General features: G+C 40.6%; 17 protein-coding genes. 14 read left to right on the forward strand and 3 right to left on the reverse strand.

The annotated features are described in order from the left end of the window. Positions 1–2 precede the first annotated feature (2 nt). The 13 genes from M028_RS0125295 to M028_RS0125355 all read left to right on the forward strand — a co-directional run bounded on the left by M028_RS0125295 (position 3) and on the right by M028_RS0125355 (position 11,709). On the forward strand, positions 3–1,421 hold the full coding sequence (locus tag M028_RS0125295) for an aldehyde dehydrogenase family protein (protein ID WP_026576336.1): 1,419 nt from the start codon (positions 3–5) through the stop codon (positions 1,419–1,421). 98 nt (positions 1,422–1,519) lie between these two features. After that, positions 1,520–1,798 (forward strand): BMC domain-containing protein, encoded by a 279-nt coding sequence (locus M028_RS0125300; protein WP_026576337.1) that lies wholly within the window; start codon positions 1,520–1,522, stop codon positions 1,796–1,798. A gap of 11 nt (positions 1,799–1,809) precedes the next feature. Continuing rightward, positions 1,810–2,637 (forward strand): triose-phosphate isomerase, encoded by an 828-nt coding sequence (gene tpiA / locus M028_RS0125305; protein ID WP_081810887.1) that lies wholly within the window; start codon positions 1,810–1,812, stop codon positions 2,635–2,637. Then, positions 2,634–3,089: a ribose 5-phosphate isomerase B gene (rpiB, locus tag M028_RS0125310; RefSeq protein WP_026576339.1), complete on the forward strand. Its 456-nt coding sequence runs from the start codon at positions 2,634–2,636 to the stop codon at positions 3,087–3,089. The genes tpiA and rpiB overlap by 4 nt, the downstream gene beginning before the upstream one ends. Before the next feature lie 15 nt (positions 3,090–3,104). Beyond that, positions 3,105–3,389: a EutN/CcmL family microcompartment protein gene (locus M028_RS0125315; protein ID WP_026576340.1), complete on the forward strand. Its 285-nt coding sequence runs from the start codon at positions 3,105–3,107 to the stop codon at positions 3,387–3,389. A gap of 3 nt (positions 3,390–3,392) precedes the next feature. Next, a complete protein-coding gene (locus tag M028_RS0125320) occupies positions 3,393–3,668 on the forward strand; it encodes a BMC domain-containing protein (RefSeq protein ID WP_026576341.1) in 276 nt (91 codons plus the stop codon). Next, positions 3,668–3,931, forward strand: coding sequence for a EutN/CcmL family microcompartment protein (locus tag M028_RS0125325; RefSeq protein ID WP_026576342.1), 264 nt, complete (start codon positions 3,668–3,670; stop codon positions 3,929–3,931). Before M028_RS0125320 ends, M028_RS0125325 begins: the two co-directional genes overlap by 1 nt. 174 nt (positions 3,932–4,105) lie before the next feature. After that, positions 4,106–4,753, forward strand: coding sequence for a deoxyribose-phosphate aldolase (deoC, locus tag M028_RS0125330; RefSeq protein WP_035424786.1), 648 nt, complete (start codon positions 4,106–4,108; stop codon positions 4,751–4,753). A 97-nt stretch (positions 4,754–4,850) separates the two neighbouring features. Next, positions 4,851–5,051, forward strand: a complete 201-nt coding sequence (locus M028_RS0125335; RefSeq protein WP_026576344.1) for a helix-turn-helix domain-containing protein — start codon at positions 4,851–4,853, stop codon at positions 5,049–5,051. Positions 5,052–5,200: 149 nt separating this feature from the next. Then, on the forward strand, positions 5,201–6,502 hold the full coding sequence (locus M028_RS0125340) for an FAD-dependent monooxygenase (protein WP_026576345.1): 1,302 nt from the start codon (positions 5,201–5,203) through the stop codon (positions 6,500–6,502). A gap of 325 nt (positions 6,503–6,827) precedes the next feature. Further along, entirely contained in the window at positions 6,828–7,952 is a 1,125-nt protein-coding gene (gene proB, locus M028_RS0125345) for a glutamate 5-kinase (RefSeq protein WP_026576346.1), read from the forward strand. After that, positions 7,949–9,190 carry a glutamate-5-semialdehyde dehydrogenase gene (locus tag M028_RS0125350; protein WP_026576347.1) on the forward strand — a complete coding sequence of 414 codons (1,242 nt, stop codon included), beginning with the start codon at positions 7,949–7,951 and terminating at the stop codon, positions 9,188–9,190. Before proB ends, M028_RS0125350 begins: the two co-directional genes overlap by 4 nt. Positions 9,191–9,429: 239 nt before the next feature. Next, positions 9,430–11,709, forward strand: coding sequence for an ATP-dependent DNA helicase (locus tag M028_RS0125355; RefSeq protein WP_026576348.1), 2,280 nt, complete (start codon positions 9,430–9,432; stop codon positions 11,707–11,709). Positions 11,710–11,742: 33 nt separating this feature from the next. Here M028_RS0125355 and M028_RS0125360 read toward each other — a convergent pair whose 3' ends face one another. The 3 genes from M028_RS0125360 to M028_RS0125370 form a co-directional block, all read right to left on the reverse strand. Further along, a complete protein-coding gene (locus M028_RS0125360; RefSeq protein WP_026576349.1) occupies positions 11,743–12,969 on the reverse strand; it encodes an MFS transporter in 1,227 nt (408 codons plus the stop codon). Between the two features lie 17 nt (positions 12,970–12,986). Beyond that, a complete protein-coding gene (locus tag M028_RS0125365) occupies positions 12,987–13,868 on the reverse strand; it encodes a LysR family transcriptional regulator (protein ID WP_026576350.1) in 882 nt (293 codons plus the stop codon). 223 nt (positions 13,869–14,091) lie between these two features. Next, positions 14,092–14,937 carry a class I SAM-dependent methyltransferase gene (locus tag M028_RS0125370; RefSeq protein ID WP_026576351.1) on the reverse strand — a complete coding sequence of 282 codons (846 nt, stop codon included), beginning with the start codon at positions 14,935–14,937 and terminating at the stop codon, positions 14,092–14,094. A 202-nt stretch (positions 14,938–15,139) separates the two neighbouring features. Between M028_RS0125370 and M028_RS0125375 the strand changes: the two genes are divergently transcribed. Beyond that, positions 15,140–15,409, forward strand: coding sequence for a DUF1292 domain-containing protein (locus M028_RS0125375; protein ID WP_026576352.1), 270 nt, complete (start codon positions 15,140–15,142; stop codon positions 15,407–15,409). Position 15,410 lies beyond the last annotated feature (1 nt).

Below are 15,410 nucleotides of genomic sequence, written 5' to 3' on the forward strand. Positions count from 1 at the left end.
GTTTGCAGATTACAGAATCTGATATAAAAAAAATGGTAGAGCAGGTGCTGCAGCAGTTAGAAACGAAAACGGTTCCACCAGAACCCGTAGATGAAGTCAGTCTTGGACATGGTGTGTTCACAACCGTTGATGAAGCGGCAGCTGCTGCCAAAACGGCATGGGAAAAGCTAAGGAAGCTCCCTATTGCTACAAGAAGAAGGCTGATTGAAAAAATGCGCGAGGTCAGCCGTGAGCATGCGGAAGACTTAGCAAAACTCGCGGTTGAAGAAACCGGCTTAGGAAGAGTAGAAGATAAAATTGCTAAAATCCTGCTGGCCACAAATAAAACACCCGGGCTTGAGGATTTAGTCAGTACATCTTTTTCCGGAGATAATGGTCTGACGGTTGTGGAATATGCACCAATTGGTGTCTTTGGCTCGATTACACCGTCAACCAATCCGGCTGCAACGGTGATCAACAATTCCATTTCGCTCATCGCAGCAGGTAATACAGTAATCTACAATCCACACCCTAGTGCCAAACGTGTTTCGATTAAAACCTTACAGCTGCTAAATCAGGCGATTGTGGCTGCTGGTGGACCGGAAAATACCTTGACGTCTGTAGCAAACCCTAATCTTGAAACGTCAGCACAAGTAATGAACCATCCGATTGTGAATGCACTAGTGGTGACAGGCGGCGGTCCTGTTGTCAAAGCGGCGATGGCCGTCGGGAAAAAAGTCATTGCCGCCGGTCCCGGAAATCCTCCTGTTGTCGTTGATGAAACTGCAGCAATATCAAAGGCTGCTGCCGACATTGTGAAGGGTGCAAGCTTTGATAACAATATTTTATGTACCGCAGAAAAAGAGGTATTTGTTGTGGATAAGGCCGCCAATACCCTCAAAGCGGAAATGGTGAAGCATGGTGCAGTTGAAATTAAGGGTTATCAGCTTGAAAAAGTTTTGGAAAAAGTCTTGGTTAAGAAAAATGATAAGTTCTATCCAAACAGAGATTATATTGGAAAGGATGCCACTGTCATCTTACAAGCTGCAGGTATCCAAGCAAATCCAAATGTAAGATTAATTATTGCTGAAACCACAAAGGACCACCCGCTTGTAATGACTGAGATGCTGATGCCGATTCTGCCGATTGTACGGGTTCCTGATGTTGATCAAGCGATTGAGCTTGCTGTTATAGCGGAAAAGGGAAATCGCCACACGGCGATTATGCATTCACAAAACATTACAAATCTTACAAAAATGGCTCAGGAAATCCAGGCGACAATTTTCGTGAAAAACGGTCCATCTGTAGCAGGGTTAGGTTTTGAAAGTGAAGGCTTTACAACCTTAACTATTGCCGGACCAACCGGTGAGGGATTAACCTCTGCTCGAACTTTTACCCGTCAGCGCCGCTGCGTTTTAGTAGATGGATTAAGAATTATATAAAGTGGTGAAGTAGATTGCCAGAATTACAAGAAGTAGGTCAGAAGGAAACAAATAAAATGAAAAATACACTATTAAAGGTCCAAAGAGGAGGAATAAACATGAGTCAAGAAGCATTGGGAATGATTGAAACAAAAGGATTAATCGGTGCAATTGAAGCAGCAGATGCGATGGTGAAGGCCGCAAACGTTACGTTAGTTGGCAGAGAGTTTGTCGGTGCTGGTCTTGTGACGGTTATGGTTCGCGGGGATGTGGGTGCTGTAAAGGCGGCAACTGAGGCTGGTGCTGAAGCTGCGCAGCGTGTTGGAACACTACTTTCTGTACACGTGATTCCACGTCCAAACAGCGAGGTTGACGGAATTTTACCGAAAGCAGAATAAGGTGAATTCAAATGGAACCGTCCATTGAAAACTATATTAAAAATCTTGTCAGAGATGCGATTTTACATCTGCAGTTTCGAAACGAACGGCAAACCTATGTGGTTGCCAATTGGAAAATGAACAAAACGATCGCAGAAGCAACTGTATTTTTTCAAAAAATGAAAGGCAGGCAGGATGTAAAGATTGTCGTTTGTCCACCGGCACCGCTGTTATATCCCGTACAGCTAATGATCAAGCAGATTAAGAAGCCGATTGGTTTAGGTGGACAAAATGTCCATTGGGAAGAAAAAGGTGCTTTTACGGGTGAGATTTCTACAGGAATGTTGAAGGATGTTGGCTGCGAATATGCTATCATCGGTCATTCTGAAAGAAGACAGTACTTTTTAGAAGATGATGCAGCAATTAACCGCAAAGTGAAAAAAGCCATAAAGACTGGTATCATACCCATTCTTTGTGTGGGTGAAACATTGGAGGAAAAAAATCTCCTCCAAACGGAACAGGTGTTGTCCAGACAGCTTTTCGGCGCATTAAAGGGTATTGATATGAGTCAGTTAATTATTGCATACGAGCCAGTTTGGGCGATTGGTACAGGACAATCGGCAACAGCGGACCTGGCTGAGCAAACACACGCCTACATCCGTTCCGTGTTAAAGCAGTTGGTCGGGCATCGTGCCGAAACTATTTCGATTCTGTATGGAGGGTCTGTAAATGGTGAAAATGCAGCTGACTTCAGGAGCATGCCCAATATTGATGGCGTACTTGTTGGCGGTGCCAGCTTGAATGCATCATCTTTTGATGAAATCATTGATGTATTTGCCAAAGGAGAACCTAACAAATGAAAAAAGTTGCAATTGGCTGTGATCATGGTGGATACGAACTTAAGGAATCCTTAAAAAAATATTTAACCGAATTGGGTTATGAATATCTCGATTTTGGCTGCCATGCAAAGGAATCAGTTGATTATCCGGATATTGCCTTTTTAGTCGGAGAAACCGTTGCCACAAACACTGATTATGTCGGTATCATGATTGATGGTGTCGGGATTGGCAGCGGCATGGTGTTAAACAAAATTCCAGGTATCCGCGCAGGAGTTTGCTGGGACCTATCCTCTGTGATAAACAGCCGCGAGCATAATAATGCAAATGTCGTTTCCATTGGGGGGCAGTTTATCGGTGAGGGCTTGGCTAAGCAATTGGTGAAGGCATGGCTGGAAACAGATTTTGCCGGCGGCCGCCACGATCGCCGTGTAACGAAAATTATGGAGATTGAGAGTCGTTTCTTATATCGCTAGAAAGCGGGTTTTAAAATGTTTGTAGCCAAAGTGATTGGGAATATGATCTGCACACATAAAAATGATAATTTAAGAGGTTTAAAGCTGATGGTAGTTCAACCAGTTGACGACCAATTAGAGGAGAAAGGAAAACCACTTGTGGCGATTGATACGATTGGACAGTCCGGTGTCGGGGACCTTGTTTACCTAGCTAAAAGTAAAGAGTCATCCATTCCGCTTGGCAAAGATTTAGTCCCTTCTGATGCAGGAATTATGGGAATTATTGAGTATTACAATGTGGAAAAGAGAACGGAGGAATAATAGATGAGCAATGCTTTAGGAATGATTGAAACAAAAGGTTTAGTAGGTGCAATTGAAGCTGCAGACGCGATGATGAAAGCGGCAAACGTTTCTTTATTAGGAAAAGTGCAAGTTGGCGGCGGTTTGGTAACGGTTATGGTCCGCGGCGATGTTGGTGCGGTTAAAGCAGCAACCGAAGCGGGTGCAGAAGCAGCACAGCGCGTAGGCGAGTTTTTATCCGTGCACGTGATCCCACGACCACATTCTGATATTGAAAAAATCCTTCCAGCAGCGAAATAATGAAGCTGGCCAAAGTCGTTGGAAATGTCGTATCAACGGTTAAAACGCCTAGTCATCAAAACAAGAAGCTCATGGTTGTCATTCCTGTGGATGCAACTGGAAAAGAGTGCGGTGATGCAATGATTGCCATAGATCATTTTCATGCCGGGGTTGGCGATTATGTTCTTGTTATTGAAGAAGGCGGTTCGGCACGGGAGATTTTAGGTGACCCAAAGGGGGCATTTGATGCCGTGATTGCCGGAATCGTTGATCGATTACATTAATGTGGGGTGAACACGATGCAAATTGAAGCATTAGTTGAACAAATTACCAATCAAATTTTACAACAATTAACCAATAAACAAGAATTAAATGAGGCGAAGCCGACTCTTTCTGGAAATGTAAGTTATAAGGAAGGCCCTTCTTCAAATATTATCACAGGTCCAGCTGTTGCCCGTATGATCGACCATACTTTATTAAAGCCTGAAAGCACAAAGGAGCAGATTATTAAGCTCTGTGAAGAAGCAAAAGAGCATCATTTTGCAACGGTATGTGTCAATCCCTATTGGGTTTCAACTGCTGCCAATGAATTGAATGGATCTGGAGTGGGAGTCACAACGGTTGTCGGTTTCCCACTCGGCGCGACAAGTACATTTGTAAAAATTGCCGAAACCCGCGATGCAATAGCAAATGGGGCAACGGAAATTGACATGGTCATCAATATTGGCGCACTTAAATCAGGAGATTTTGATGCGGTGAAAAAGGATATTGAGGGCGTTGTTCAAGCTGTGAGAGGCCATGTTCCTGTAAAAGTAATTATTGAAACTGGCCTTCTTGAGACAGAAGAGAAGAAAAAAGCTTGTCTTCTTGCAAAAATGGCGGGGGCAGACTTTGTTAAAACTTCCACAGGCTTCGGGCCTGGTTGTGCAACAGCTGAAGATATTAAGCTGATGCGCGAAACAGTGGGCCCTGAAATGGGTGTGAAGGCTTCCGCATGTGTAAGGGATTTAGATACGGCGAGAAAGCTGATCCAGGCTGGCGCAACGAGAATTGGTGCTAGCTCGAGTATTGCAATTATTACGGGTGGTAAAGGTACTGGGTATTAATTTTGAATGGGTTTCTCCTAAACTGGGTTTTAGGAGGAACTTTAATCCTATTTTTGTAGAATTGTAATCGCTTACATATCTTAAGGAGCTGAAGTGAATGAACCCTATTGGCCAGCAGCTAAGGAATATAAGAGTAAATCGTGAGATGGAAAGGGAAAAGCTTGCTTTACTAGCAGGAATTAGCGTTGAAACAATTGCTGCGATTGAAGAAGGGGAAATGGATGTTCAAGTTTCAGCTTTATATAAGCTATCGGATGCGTTAAATTGTACATTTGCGATCGGGGATGTGTCGATTTAATCGGTTGATGTGGGCTCTTGGTTTAGACCAAGGGCTTTTTTTATTTTGGCAAATAAATAGGTTAAAGTGGAAAAAAATTAAATTTTTATAACTTTCATAGACCCCTAGTTTAAAATAATCAAGTATAATACCTTCATCGGAGGTCAAAAATGAACAAAAACAACCATGCAAACACAGCAATCCTTATCGGAGGAGGAATGGCGGGAAAACTCATTGCCGCAGCCATTTCCCCCTATTTTAGCAAGGTACAAATATTTGAAAAGGATAATAAACCACTTCAGGAAAAAGAGATTCGTCCTGGTGTCTCACAAGCGAATCAAATTCACGTCCTACTCCAAGCCGGAGATCACGCCCTAGAAACATTATTCCCGGGATTTAAGAGAGATATGGTATCTCGGGGCTCAATTCAAATTGATTCCGTTAAGGATATGGCCTGGTTTCATTATGGAAGTTGGAAGCAACGATACCGTTCTGAATTAACAACATTACTTCAAACAAGGCGACTACTGGAATCATATGTAGAAGAAAAAATCAATCAATTCGAAAATGTTACCTATACATACGGTGTTAAAGTTGAAAACTACCTGATAGAAAACGGACGGGTTTGCGGAGTAATAACGAAACAAGAAACATTTCGAGCCGACCTCGTCATTGATACAAGCGGTGCCAGTGCAATGTCGAAATCATCCATTGGTCAAGCAGTACCAGAGGAAAAGGTTGAAATCGGCTTATGCTATGCAACGAGACAATTTGAATTAACTGAACGAGAGAGAGATTTTAAACTCAAGCTTATTTATCCCGAGGCGCCACAGCAAAAACTGGGTGGCACCATGTCAATGATTGAGAATCAAAAATATACTGTTACATTAATCGGATACTTGAATTCTATTGATCCCGCAGCAATAAGAACTGAAGAAGGCTTTTCGCAATATGCAAAAAAATTACCTTTACAAGATTTTGCACAAGAATTAGAAGGTGGGAAATCCTTAACCGAAACGAAAATATATCAAATTCCTCATATTGTCTGGAGACGCTTTGATCAAATACAACTTCCAGAAGGACTGCTAGTTGCCGGTGATTCCTTTTGCCGGGTTGACCCGGTATTCGGACAGGGAATGAGTGTTGCTGCATTGGAAGCACTAGCGATCAAGGAATTCTTCGAAGTAACGCCAAAACACATGAACTTAAATAAATTGCAAAAGAAATTAGCTAAAATCGTTGCCCCGGTCTGGTCGATGGTTCTGTGTGAAGACTTCCGTTATGAGGCCGTTAAAGGAAAAAGACCTTTTGGACTGAAGTTTCAGCAGTGGTATGTAAAAGAAATCTTTCTCCTTTCCGCAAAAAACAGAAAAATTTACGATGAATTTATTAAGGTAATGAACTTAGTTAGTCCACCAACCATCCTTTTTAAGCCATACATCCTCAAAGAAGTTTTAAAAAGAAAAGGATAAATTGAAATTTTCAAAAAATACCTTGACAAAACCCGGTTTCATTTGGATAATATCTAGTAAATCTTGAAATCGGAAAAGTATGGGACTAGTAAATCTTTCGAACGTGTTAGAGAGTGAAACCCGCTGGCTGAAAGGTTTCTCACGGAAAGAGGATCGAACCTGCCCTAGTAGGCTGCTTATGCAAACATAAGCCGTTACCCTCGTTACGGGGTTAAAGTTGGGTGCTTGGCACCAATAAAGGTGGTACCGCGGAAACGATTCTTCCGTCCTTTTCTAAGGGCAGAAGAATCGTTTTTTTTATTTAAAAAAGAAAGGTCGAACAGATATGAAAAAACAACTCGTTGTTGTGAAAATTGGGAGCAGTTCGCTTACAGATGCGTCCGGAGCCATTTCTAAAGAAAAAATGTCCGATCATGTCCAGGCACTGGCCTTTTTAAAAAAACAAGGCCATGACGTGATTCTGATTTCATCAGGTGCAGTTGCAGCAGGATTTTCATCGCTCGGATATCCGGTCCGTCCGAAAAATACGGCTGGAAAACAGGCTTCTGCCGCTGTCGGTCAAGGATTATTAATGCAGCATTATCATTTACTATTTCAAGAGTTTCAGATAACACCCGCACAAATTCTTATCACTCGAGAAGATTTTTACAGCCAAGAACGATTCCACAATCTTTTTTCAACCATACATGAATTACTGCAAAGAGGTGCAGTCCCAATTATCAATGAGAACGATTCAGTTTCCATTGAGGAATTAACCTTTGGAGACAATGACATGTTGTCAGCCCTTGTCAGTGGATTTTTACATGCAAATGCCTTAATGATCTTAACCGATGTGGATGGGCTTTATGACGGGAATCCGAAACAATCTAAAGATGCAAAAAAATACCATTTCATTGCCGAAGTCTCCGACGAATTGCTTGGGGTAGCAGGTGACGCCGGATCATCGGTTGGTACTGGAGGAATGAAATCCAAATTGCTGGCCGCGAAGAAAGCTCTCTCGCTTGGTGTCAGTGTCTTTGTCGGCACTGGCAAAGGAAAAGAAAAGCTTGTAGATATTTTAGCAGGCAAGGGCGATGGAACGTATATTGGCGGCCGGTTCCAAACGCAAATGCAAATGCGGAAACAATGGATTGCCTATCATTCTCAAGTCAAAGGTACAATTGAAATCGATGAAGGAGCGGAAAAAGCAATTCTACTCCAGGGAAAAAGCCTTCTACCGGTAGGAGTAACAAAGGTCGTCGGGGAGTTTAACCCCTTTGACGTTGTCATTGTTCGAAACCCTAAAGGTCAAATCGTTGGCAAAGGACAAATCTATTATTCTTCTGAAGTTTTACAAAAAGTAAAAGGTTTATCAGGAGATTATTCCAAAAGTTTTTCCATCAATAAGCGGGCAGAAGTCATCCATCGCGATAATTGGGTGGCGATTATAAAGGAGGAAATAGAACGATGAATGAACTAATCGAAAAAGCAATCAAACTTAAAAACGCTGCGAAAACCTTAGGTGGATTGTCTACTGAAGATAAAAACGATGCCTTGGCAAGAATCGCTGACTTTTTAACAAACGAAAAAGAGTTCATTTTAGCAGAAAACTCGAAGGATATAGAGAACGGTCGAAAAAATGGATTGACTGAATCCTTATTAGATCGTTTGCTTTTAACTGAAGACCGAATCGATGGAATTGTTGGAGGAATTCATCAGTTGCTAGACTTAGAGGATCCGATTGGAGAAACGCTTGAATCATGGGAGCGTCCGAACGGTTTACAGATTCAAACAGTCCGCGTTCCTCTCGGTGTTGTGGGAATGGTATATGAGGCAAGACCGAATGTTACGGTTGATGCAGGCAGCCTTTGTTTAAAGGCTGGAAATGCCGTTTTATTAAGAGGAAGTTCTTCTGCGCTTCATTCCAATAAAGCCTTGGTTTCTGTCATGCAAAAAGCACTTGCCGGCTCTAAAATACCGGCCGATGCGGTTCAATTATTAGAAGACACTAGCCGGGAAACGGCTGCGCAAATGTTTAAGTTAAATCAATACTTGGATGTTCTTATACCTCGCGGAGGTGCCGGATTAATTCAAACGGTCATTCAAAATGCTACTGTGCCAGTACTTGAAACGGGAGTAGGCAACTGTCATGTGTTTGTGGATGAAACAGCCCGGAAAAACATGGCGATTGAGATTGCAGTAAATGCGAAACTGCACCGCCCCTCTGTTTGTAATGCGGCGGAATCGTTGGTAATTCACGAAAAATGGCCTTATATTTCTGAACTTTTGAAAGTACTACATGAAAAGGGTGTTGAGTTAAGAGGCGAGGGGCGGTTATCTGGGGAATATCCGTTTGTTATGGGTGCTTCCGAAGAGGACTGGAGCACCGAATTTTTAGCACCTGTATTATCTGTAAAATTGGTCAAAGATGTGCAGGAAGCTATTGACCATATTGATCAATATGGAACGAAGCACTCGGAAGCGATCATCAGTGAAAACACTGAAAATGTTGGATTATTTTTCAAGCAAGTGGATGCAGCTGTTTTGTACCATAATGCTTCGACTCGTTTTACAGACGGGGAACAGTTTGGTTATGGCGCGGAAATTGGGATTAGCACACAAAAACTGCATGCACGCGGACCGATGGGACTGAAGGCGATTACGACAACTAAAGCGTTGGTGCTTGGAACGGGACAGATTCGGGTGTGAATTTTTCGATTCGCAAATAAACTTGTGCCATTCGCAAATAAAATTGAGTGATTCGCAAATAAATTGGCCCAGTTCGCAAATAAAGTAGTTTGAATCGCAAATAAACCTCTCCAATTCGATAACAGAGTGTAATTTTACCCAAAATACAATGCCCAGCAAATCTGAAACTAGTTGAAACTATCAAAATTTGCTATTATCAATACAAACATACATTCTCTAATCAGTAAGCTGGTGATTTTTTGTCGTATGAAGTTCAAATTTCAGTGCGATCCTTAGTCGAATACGTTTTTAGCAGCGGAAGCATCGATAACCGTTTCCGTTCCCAAGCTACGCTCATGGATGGGACACGGGCCCATCAAAAAATCCAGAAAACTTATCAAGTAGGAGATCAAAAGGAAGTTTACCTAAGTGCGGAAATTCCTTTTGATCATCTTGTTTTTACAATTGATGGAAGATGCGACGGGCTTTTGTTCCGTGATGATGAAGTCATTATTGATGAAATCAAGTCTTCCAAACAGTCCTTAGAACAAATCGAAGGAGACGGCTACCCTGTCCACTGGGCGCAGGCAAAAATGTATGCCTATATATATGCAAAAGATCACGACCTACAGGAAATTTCCGTCCAATTAACCTATGTTCATGTTGAAACAGAAGAGAAAAGATATTTTCAAAAGAAGTATACCTTCTCTGACCTCGAAACGTTTGTTCGTGAAGTCGTTAAAGGGTATGCTCCCTATGCAAAATTCCATCATGAACATCGAAACAAACGGAATCAAAATAGCAAAGAGCTTCCTTTCCCATTTGAGACCTATCGGGAAGGACAGAGAAAATTGGCCGGAGCTGTTTATAAAACAATCTCAGAGAGAAAAACGCTATTCGTAAATGCACCCACAGGGATTGGCAAAACCATATCCACTCTTTTCCCAGCCGTAAAGGCAATAGGCGAAGATCATCTATCAAAAGTCATTTATCTTACTGCTAAAACAACAACTAAAACAACGGCAGAAGAAGCGCTTGAGCGCATGCATTCCTGCGGAGCCTGTCTTAATTCGGTCACCATCACCGCAAAAGACAAAGTGTGTTTTAAGGATGAAACCAATTGTCAGAAGGAGTATTGCGAATTCGCTAATGGTTATTATGATCGGATCAATGATGCTGTCCTCGATATCCTTACAAATGAAAAGAGTCTGACCCGGGAAGTCATCGAATCCTATGCTCGAAAGCATACCGTTTGTCCTTTCGAATTTTCAATTGACCTTGCCTATGCCGTCGATGTGGTGATCTGCGACTATAATTATATTTTTGATCCCAGAGTCTCACTCAAACGGCTGTTTGAAGATCAAAAAAAATCAACAGTACTTTTAATTGATGAGGCACATAATCTAGTGGACCGCGGTCGAGAAATGTTCTCTGCCTCGATCAATAAAGAGGCTTTTCTACTGCTCAAAAAAGAATTCAAAGGAATCGATCAATTCATCTATGAAGCAGCTTCAAAAATAAATTCCGCATTTATTTCGATAAAAAAAGAACATACAGATCAAAACGAGTTTGTTTTGAAGGAACTGGATCCACATCTTTTTGAACAGCTTTCTATTTTTGAAAAAGCTGCTGAGCAGGCTCTTTTACGTTCCGTAGCCAGCCAAACTCTTTTGGAAGCTTATTTTAAGGTTCTAAACTTCTTAAAAATCGTAGACCTCATCGATGAACATTATGTGATTTATGGCGAAAAAAATAGAAATGATCTGACCGTAAAATTATTTTGTATCGATCCATCTAAGCTTCTAAACCAAATGGGAAAAGGCTTCCGCTCCAAAATATTCTTTTCTGCAACACTTTCACCGATGGCCTATTACCAAGATATTCTTGGCGGCTTGGTGGGGGATTATTGTCTATTACTTCCATCTCCATTTTCAGTGGAACAGGTCGATGTCTTCATTAAACCGTTGTCGACAAGGTTTCGTGACCGTGATCGAACGAATGAGGCGATTGTTTCGATACTACAATCCTTAATCAAAAAACGCCCTGGGAACTATCTAATTTTTTTCCCATCCTATCAATATATGCTTGCTGTTTATGAACGGTTTAAAGAAATCAATGTGGAGACAAAAAATCTGCTACAAGAAACAGGGATGTCAGAAGTGGAAAGAGAAGCTTTTTTAAAGGCATTCCAACCAAATCAACCTGAACCCTTAATTGGCTTTGCAGTTCTCGGAGGAATTTTTTCCGAAGGCGTTGATCTAAAAGGGGACCGTTTAAATGGTGTGGTCGTTGTTGGTGTAGGGCTGCCGCAGCTTTGTTTCGAGCGTAACCTGATGAAGGATCACTTTGCTAAGAATGAGAAAAACGGTTATGAATATGCATATGTATTTCCAGGTATGAATAAGGTCCTGCAGGCTGGAGGCAGGTTGATTCGCTCAGAAGAAGATCATGGAACGATTGTTCTTGTCGATGACCGCTTTTTAAAACATCAGTATCAAAAGCTTTTACCTAAGGAATGGCGGCAATTTACGGTTATTTAAAAAAAAGCGGGCAAACCAAATTGGTTTTGCCCGTTAATTGCTTTTTATCAATTGTTTATGAGTCGAAACCCGTAATTTCCTTTTTGTAATATTCCCTAAACAAATCGATATGAGAATAGAAATTATCGCAAGACTGCCAATCATCAAGACAACCCCCATCCAGCCGAAATCACTGTAGAAGATTCCACTTACGGTTCCACCAATACTTGATCCAGCATAGTAGAAAAATAAATATAAGGATGCAGCCTGTGCTTTATCGTGAGTTGCTGTTTTGCCGACCCAACCGCTTGCTATTGAATGAGCAGCAAAAAAGCCGTAAGTAAAAATGGCGATACCTAAAATTTTTACCCATAAATTGGAGTTTAATGTAATGAGAACCCCAACTAATATAATCAACAAGGATAACTGTAAAATTTTCCTTTTTCCATGCTGGTCCGCGAGCATTCCCATCCACGTTGAACTAAAGGTTCCGACAATATACACGATAAAAATAAATCCAACTAAGGTTTGACTTAAAGAATAGGGCGGTTTGATTAACTGAAATCCGATATAGTTGTATAATGAAACAAAACTTCCCATTAATAAAAAGCCAATCAGAAATAAGTAAATTAGTCCAGGTTCCTTAAATTGGCTAAACAAGGAGCGGACAAGTGGTTTCATGGCAAACCTTTGCGGCTGAAAATGGGTTGATTGCGGTAAGGTAAATATAAAAACAACACTTGCGAATAAACTAATGATTCCAATCCCAATTAACGCCACATGCCAGTTAAAATAATCAGTTAAAATCCCGCTAATGATCCGGCCAGACATGCCGCCAATCGAGTTCCCACTGATGTATAACCCCATCGCCATGCCTAAGCTTTTCGGTTCGATTTCCTCGCCTAAATAAGCCATCGCCACAGCCGGTAATCCAGCAAGTGAAATTCCTTGAAAGATTCTGCCTAAGAGTAATAGATGGAAATTTGGCGTAAAGGCCGTTAAAAGCGCAAGAATCGATGATAGAACTAAAGAGATCGTCATAACCGATTTGCGCCCAAAAACTTCCGATAACGAACCGGCAATTAAAAGACTAATCGATAACGCAATGGTTGTAGATGAAAGACTTAAACTGGACATGGCTGGTGAAACATGGAATTCCTTTGAGATATCCGGCAGCAGAGGCTGTGTACCCCAAAGGATAGCAAACGTGCTAAAACCACCGGCAAATAAAGCTAAATTAACCATTTTAAATGTTCGTGTCCCACGCTGAATATAGCTCATTTTTAATGGATACTCCTTTATTTGTTTTTAAATAAACGCTGTACAAACTGAATAAAACGTTCGACTGCAGCGGATTTGTAACAATCCTTTAAATATGCAATTCCTATTTCCCTCTTGCATATAGGGTTATTTACGGGGATAAGTCTGATTTTGCTTTTATCCAATACCTGTAAATCAGGAACTAGAGAAACACCTAATTTTGCACCAACTAAGCCGGAAACCGTACCCACATCTTCTCCTTCAAACACGACATTGGGTGTAAACCCTGCTTTATGGCATAAATGATGAATTATTGCTTGTAATTCATAGCCATCTTTAAAGGAGATGATCGGTTCGTTTTCAATTATTTTTAAATCAACTTCCTTATAGTCAGCCAACCAATGATCATTTGAAACAATCAGGAACAAATCCTCGGTTAAAAGCGGCTCGTAAATGAGTTCTTTATCATCGTGTAAATGCATAATGAGCGCTAGGTCCACTTTTCTCGATTTTACTTGATTAATAATTTGCTGATTGGATGCTTGATGTAATTGAAATTTAACATGAGCAAATTCACTTTGATAAGAGCTTAAAATTTTCGGTACCACACTCGTGCCAAGTGAAGGTAAGAAGGACAATGCAATCGATCCGTGATCAGGGTGAATTTCATCCCAAATTTCTTGTTTGCCTATTTCAATTTGCTTAATGGATTGCTCCACACGATTTAAGAACATCTCTCCATATCGATTTAAATATATATTCCTTCCTTTCCGATCAAAAAGCTGAACACCTAATTCGTCTTCAAGATTAGCAATGGATCGACTAAGTGCCGGCTGGGATATGGATAGTAGTTTTGCCGCCTTTGTAAAATGCTGGACCTTTGCTACGGTTTGAAAATAATTGATTTGATCCCATTCCATTTGAAATCCACATCCGTCTTTTTATTTACTCCTTTATCATACTCCTATTTTTAGATAACTTCTAATTGTTAATATGCATAATACTTATGCATATAAGTTATGATAGATTATGTTTTGGATTATCTGGGTAATGGTTTGATGAGAGGAACAACGAGGGGGATGTGCTGGAAAACAAAATTGGCTTGGAAACCAAGCCAATGTAAAGAGAGCTATTATGAGTCATTTATTCCGCTATGAAGGCATAGACGGACAAAGGCTTAATTGTTTTTGACTTAATGGTTTCTTCCAACATCTTTACTTCAGATTGAATAAGCTTTCTTATTTTTATCGGCATATGATGGAGCTCATGAAGTTCATCATTTAGATCGGTCAATACTTTATTTACCTCCCATGTCCCATCTTGCAAATCTGGCGAATGGATCGTGGTCTCTTTTAAAATTTTCCAACCCGCGATTTTGACAATCTCCCTAAAATCATTCGAAGTAAAGAGTGTTCGAACATTCGAATCACTTTTCATTTTATAAGCTTCATATTGCACCTGGATGAGTATAGAAAGGAGGTGAGGGTACTGTTCCATCTCGGTGATGCGCGTATCCCATTCTGCAAACAAAAGACGTTTTCCCCATCTTTTTACTTTTTTTAGAATTTCAGTTAATTCTTCATGAGATTTTAAGTACCAAGAACAATGTGAAAATACTATGTAATCAAAGGAATTCTCAGGAAAATCTACATGAGGAGACAATAAATCTATACCAAAATCAATTTTAATTTGTTTTCCTAGTTTTGATTTATTCAAAAACTCAGCGGAATCACCTACGGAAATAGGGCTTCCGTAACTGGGTGAACCGATATCAATTCCATGCACCAATCCCTTTTCTCCGACAAAATGGGCTAATACAGCTGTTGTGTCTCCTTGCCCACAGCCTACTTCAAGTATCTTTTTACCTTCTTCAATCTTCCAATACTTAGCTAATTGAATACGATGTTTCGTCTGGATTCTCTGAATATCTAGCATTTCATTATTTGATGCCATGCATCCGACAATTTTCTCTATTAATTCATTATTCATAAAACACCTCCATGTTCAACTATTCGACAGAGTTATTTTCCTTTCCTTTAAAAAATTTCCCAAGTATTTTCCTGGGAAAGCGCAGGAAATGACAATTTCAGTGAAATAAAATACAAAATAGGACAATTTTAGCATGGAATTTGTCCTATTTTGGGATACTGTTTTTAGGACCAAATTGGATAAATGAGAGGAGAATAATAAAATGGAAAAGGTTGAAGTAGGCGAAGTTTTTACGATTGGTGATGCAGATGATGAGGAGCAAGAAGTTGAGGTATTGGGCGTTTTAACCATTGAAGGAACGGACTATGTAGCCGTCGGTTTTGTTGAAGACGTAAGGCAGGAAACCGATGAAGATATCGATATTTTCTTCTTAAAAGTGGATGAAGACGGAGATTTATCAGCGATTGAAAGTGATGAAGAATTTACTAAAGTGTCATATGCGTTTGAGGAAAAATTAGATGTGGAAGAATAAA

The organism is Bacillus sp. UNC438CL73TsuS30, assembly GCF_000482325.1.
Lineage (GTDB): Bacteria > Bacillota > Bacilli > Bacillales > Cytobacillaceae > Neobacillus.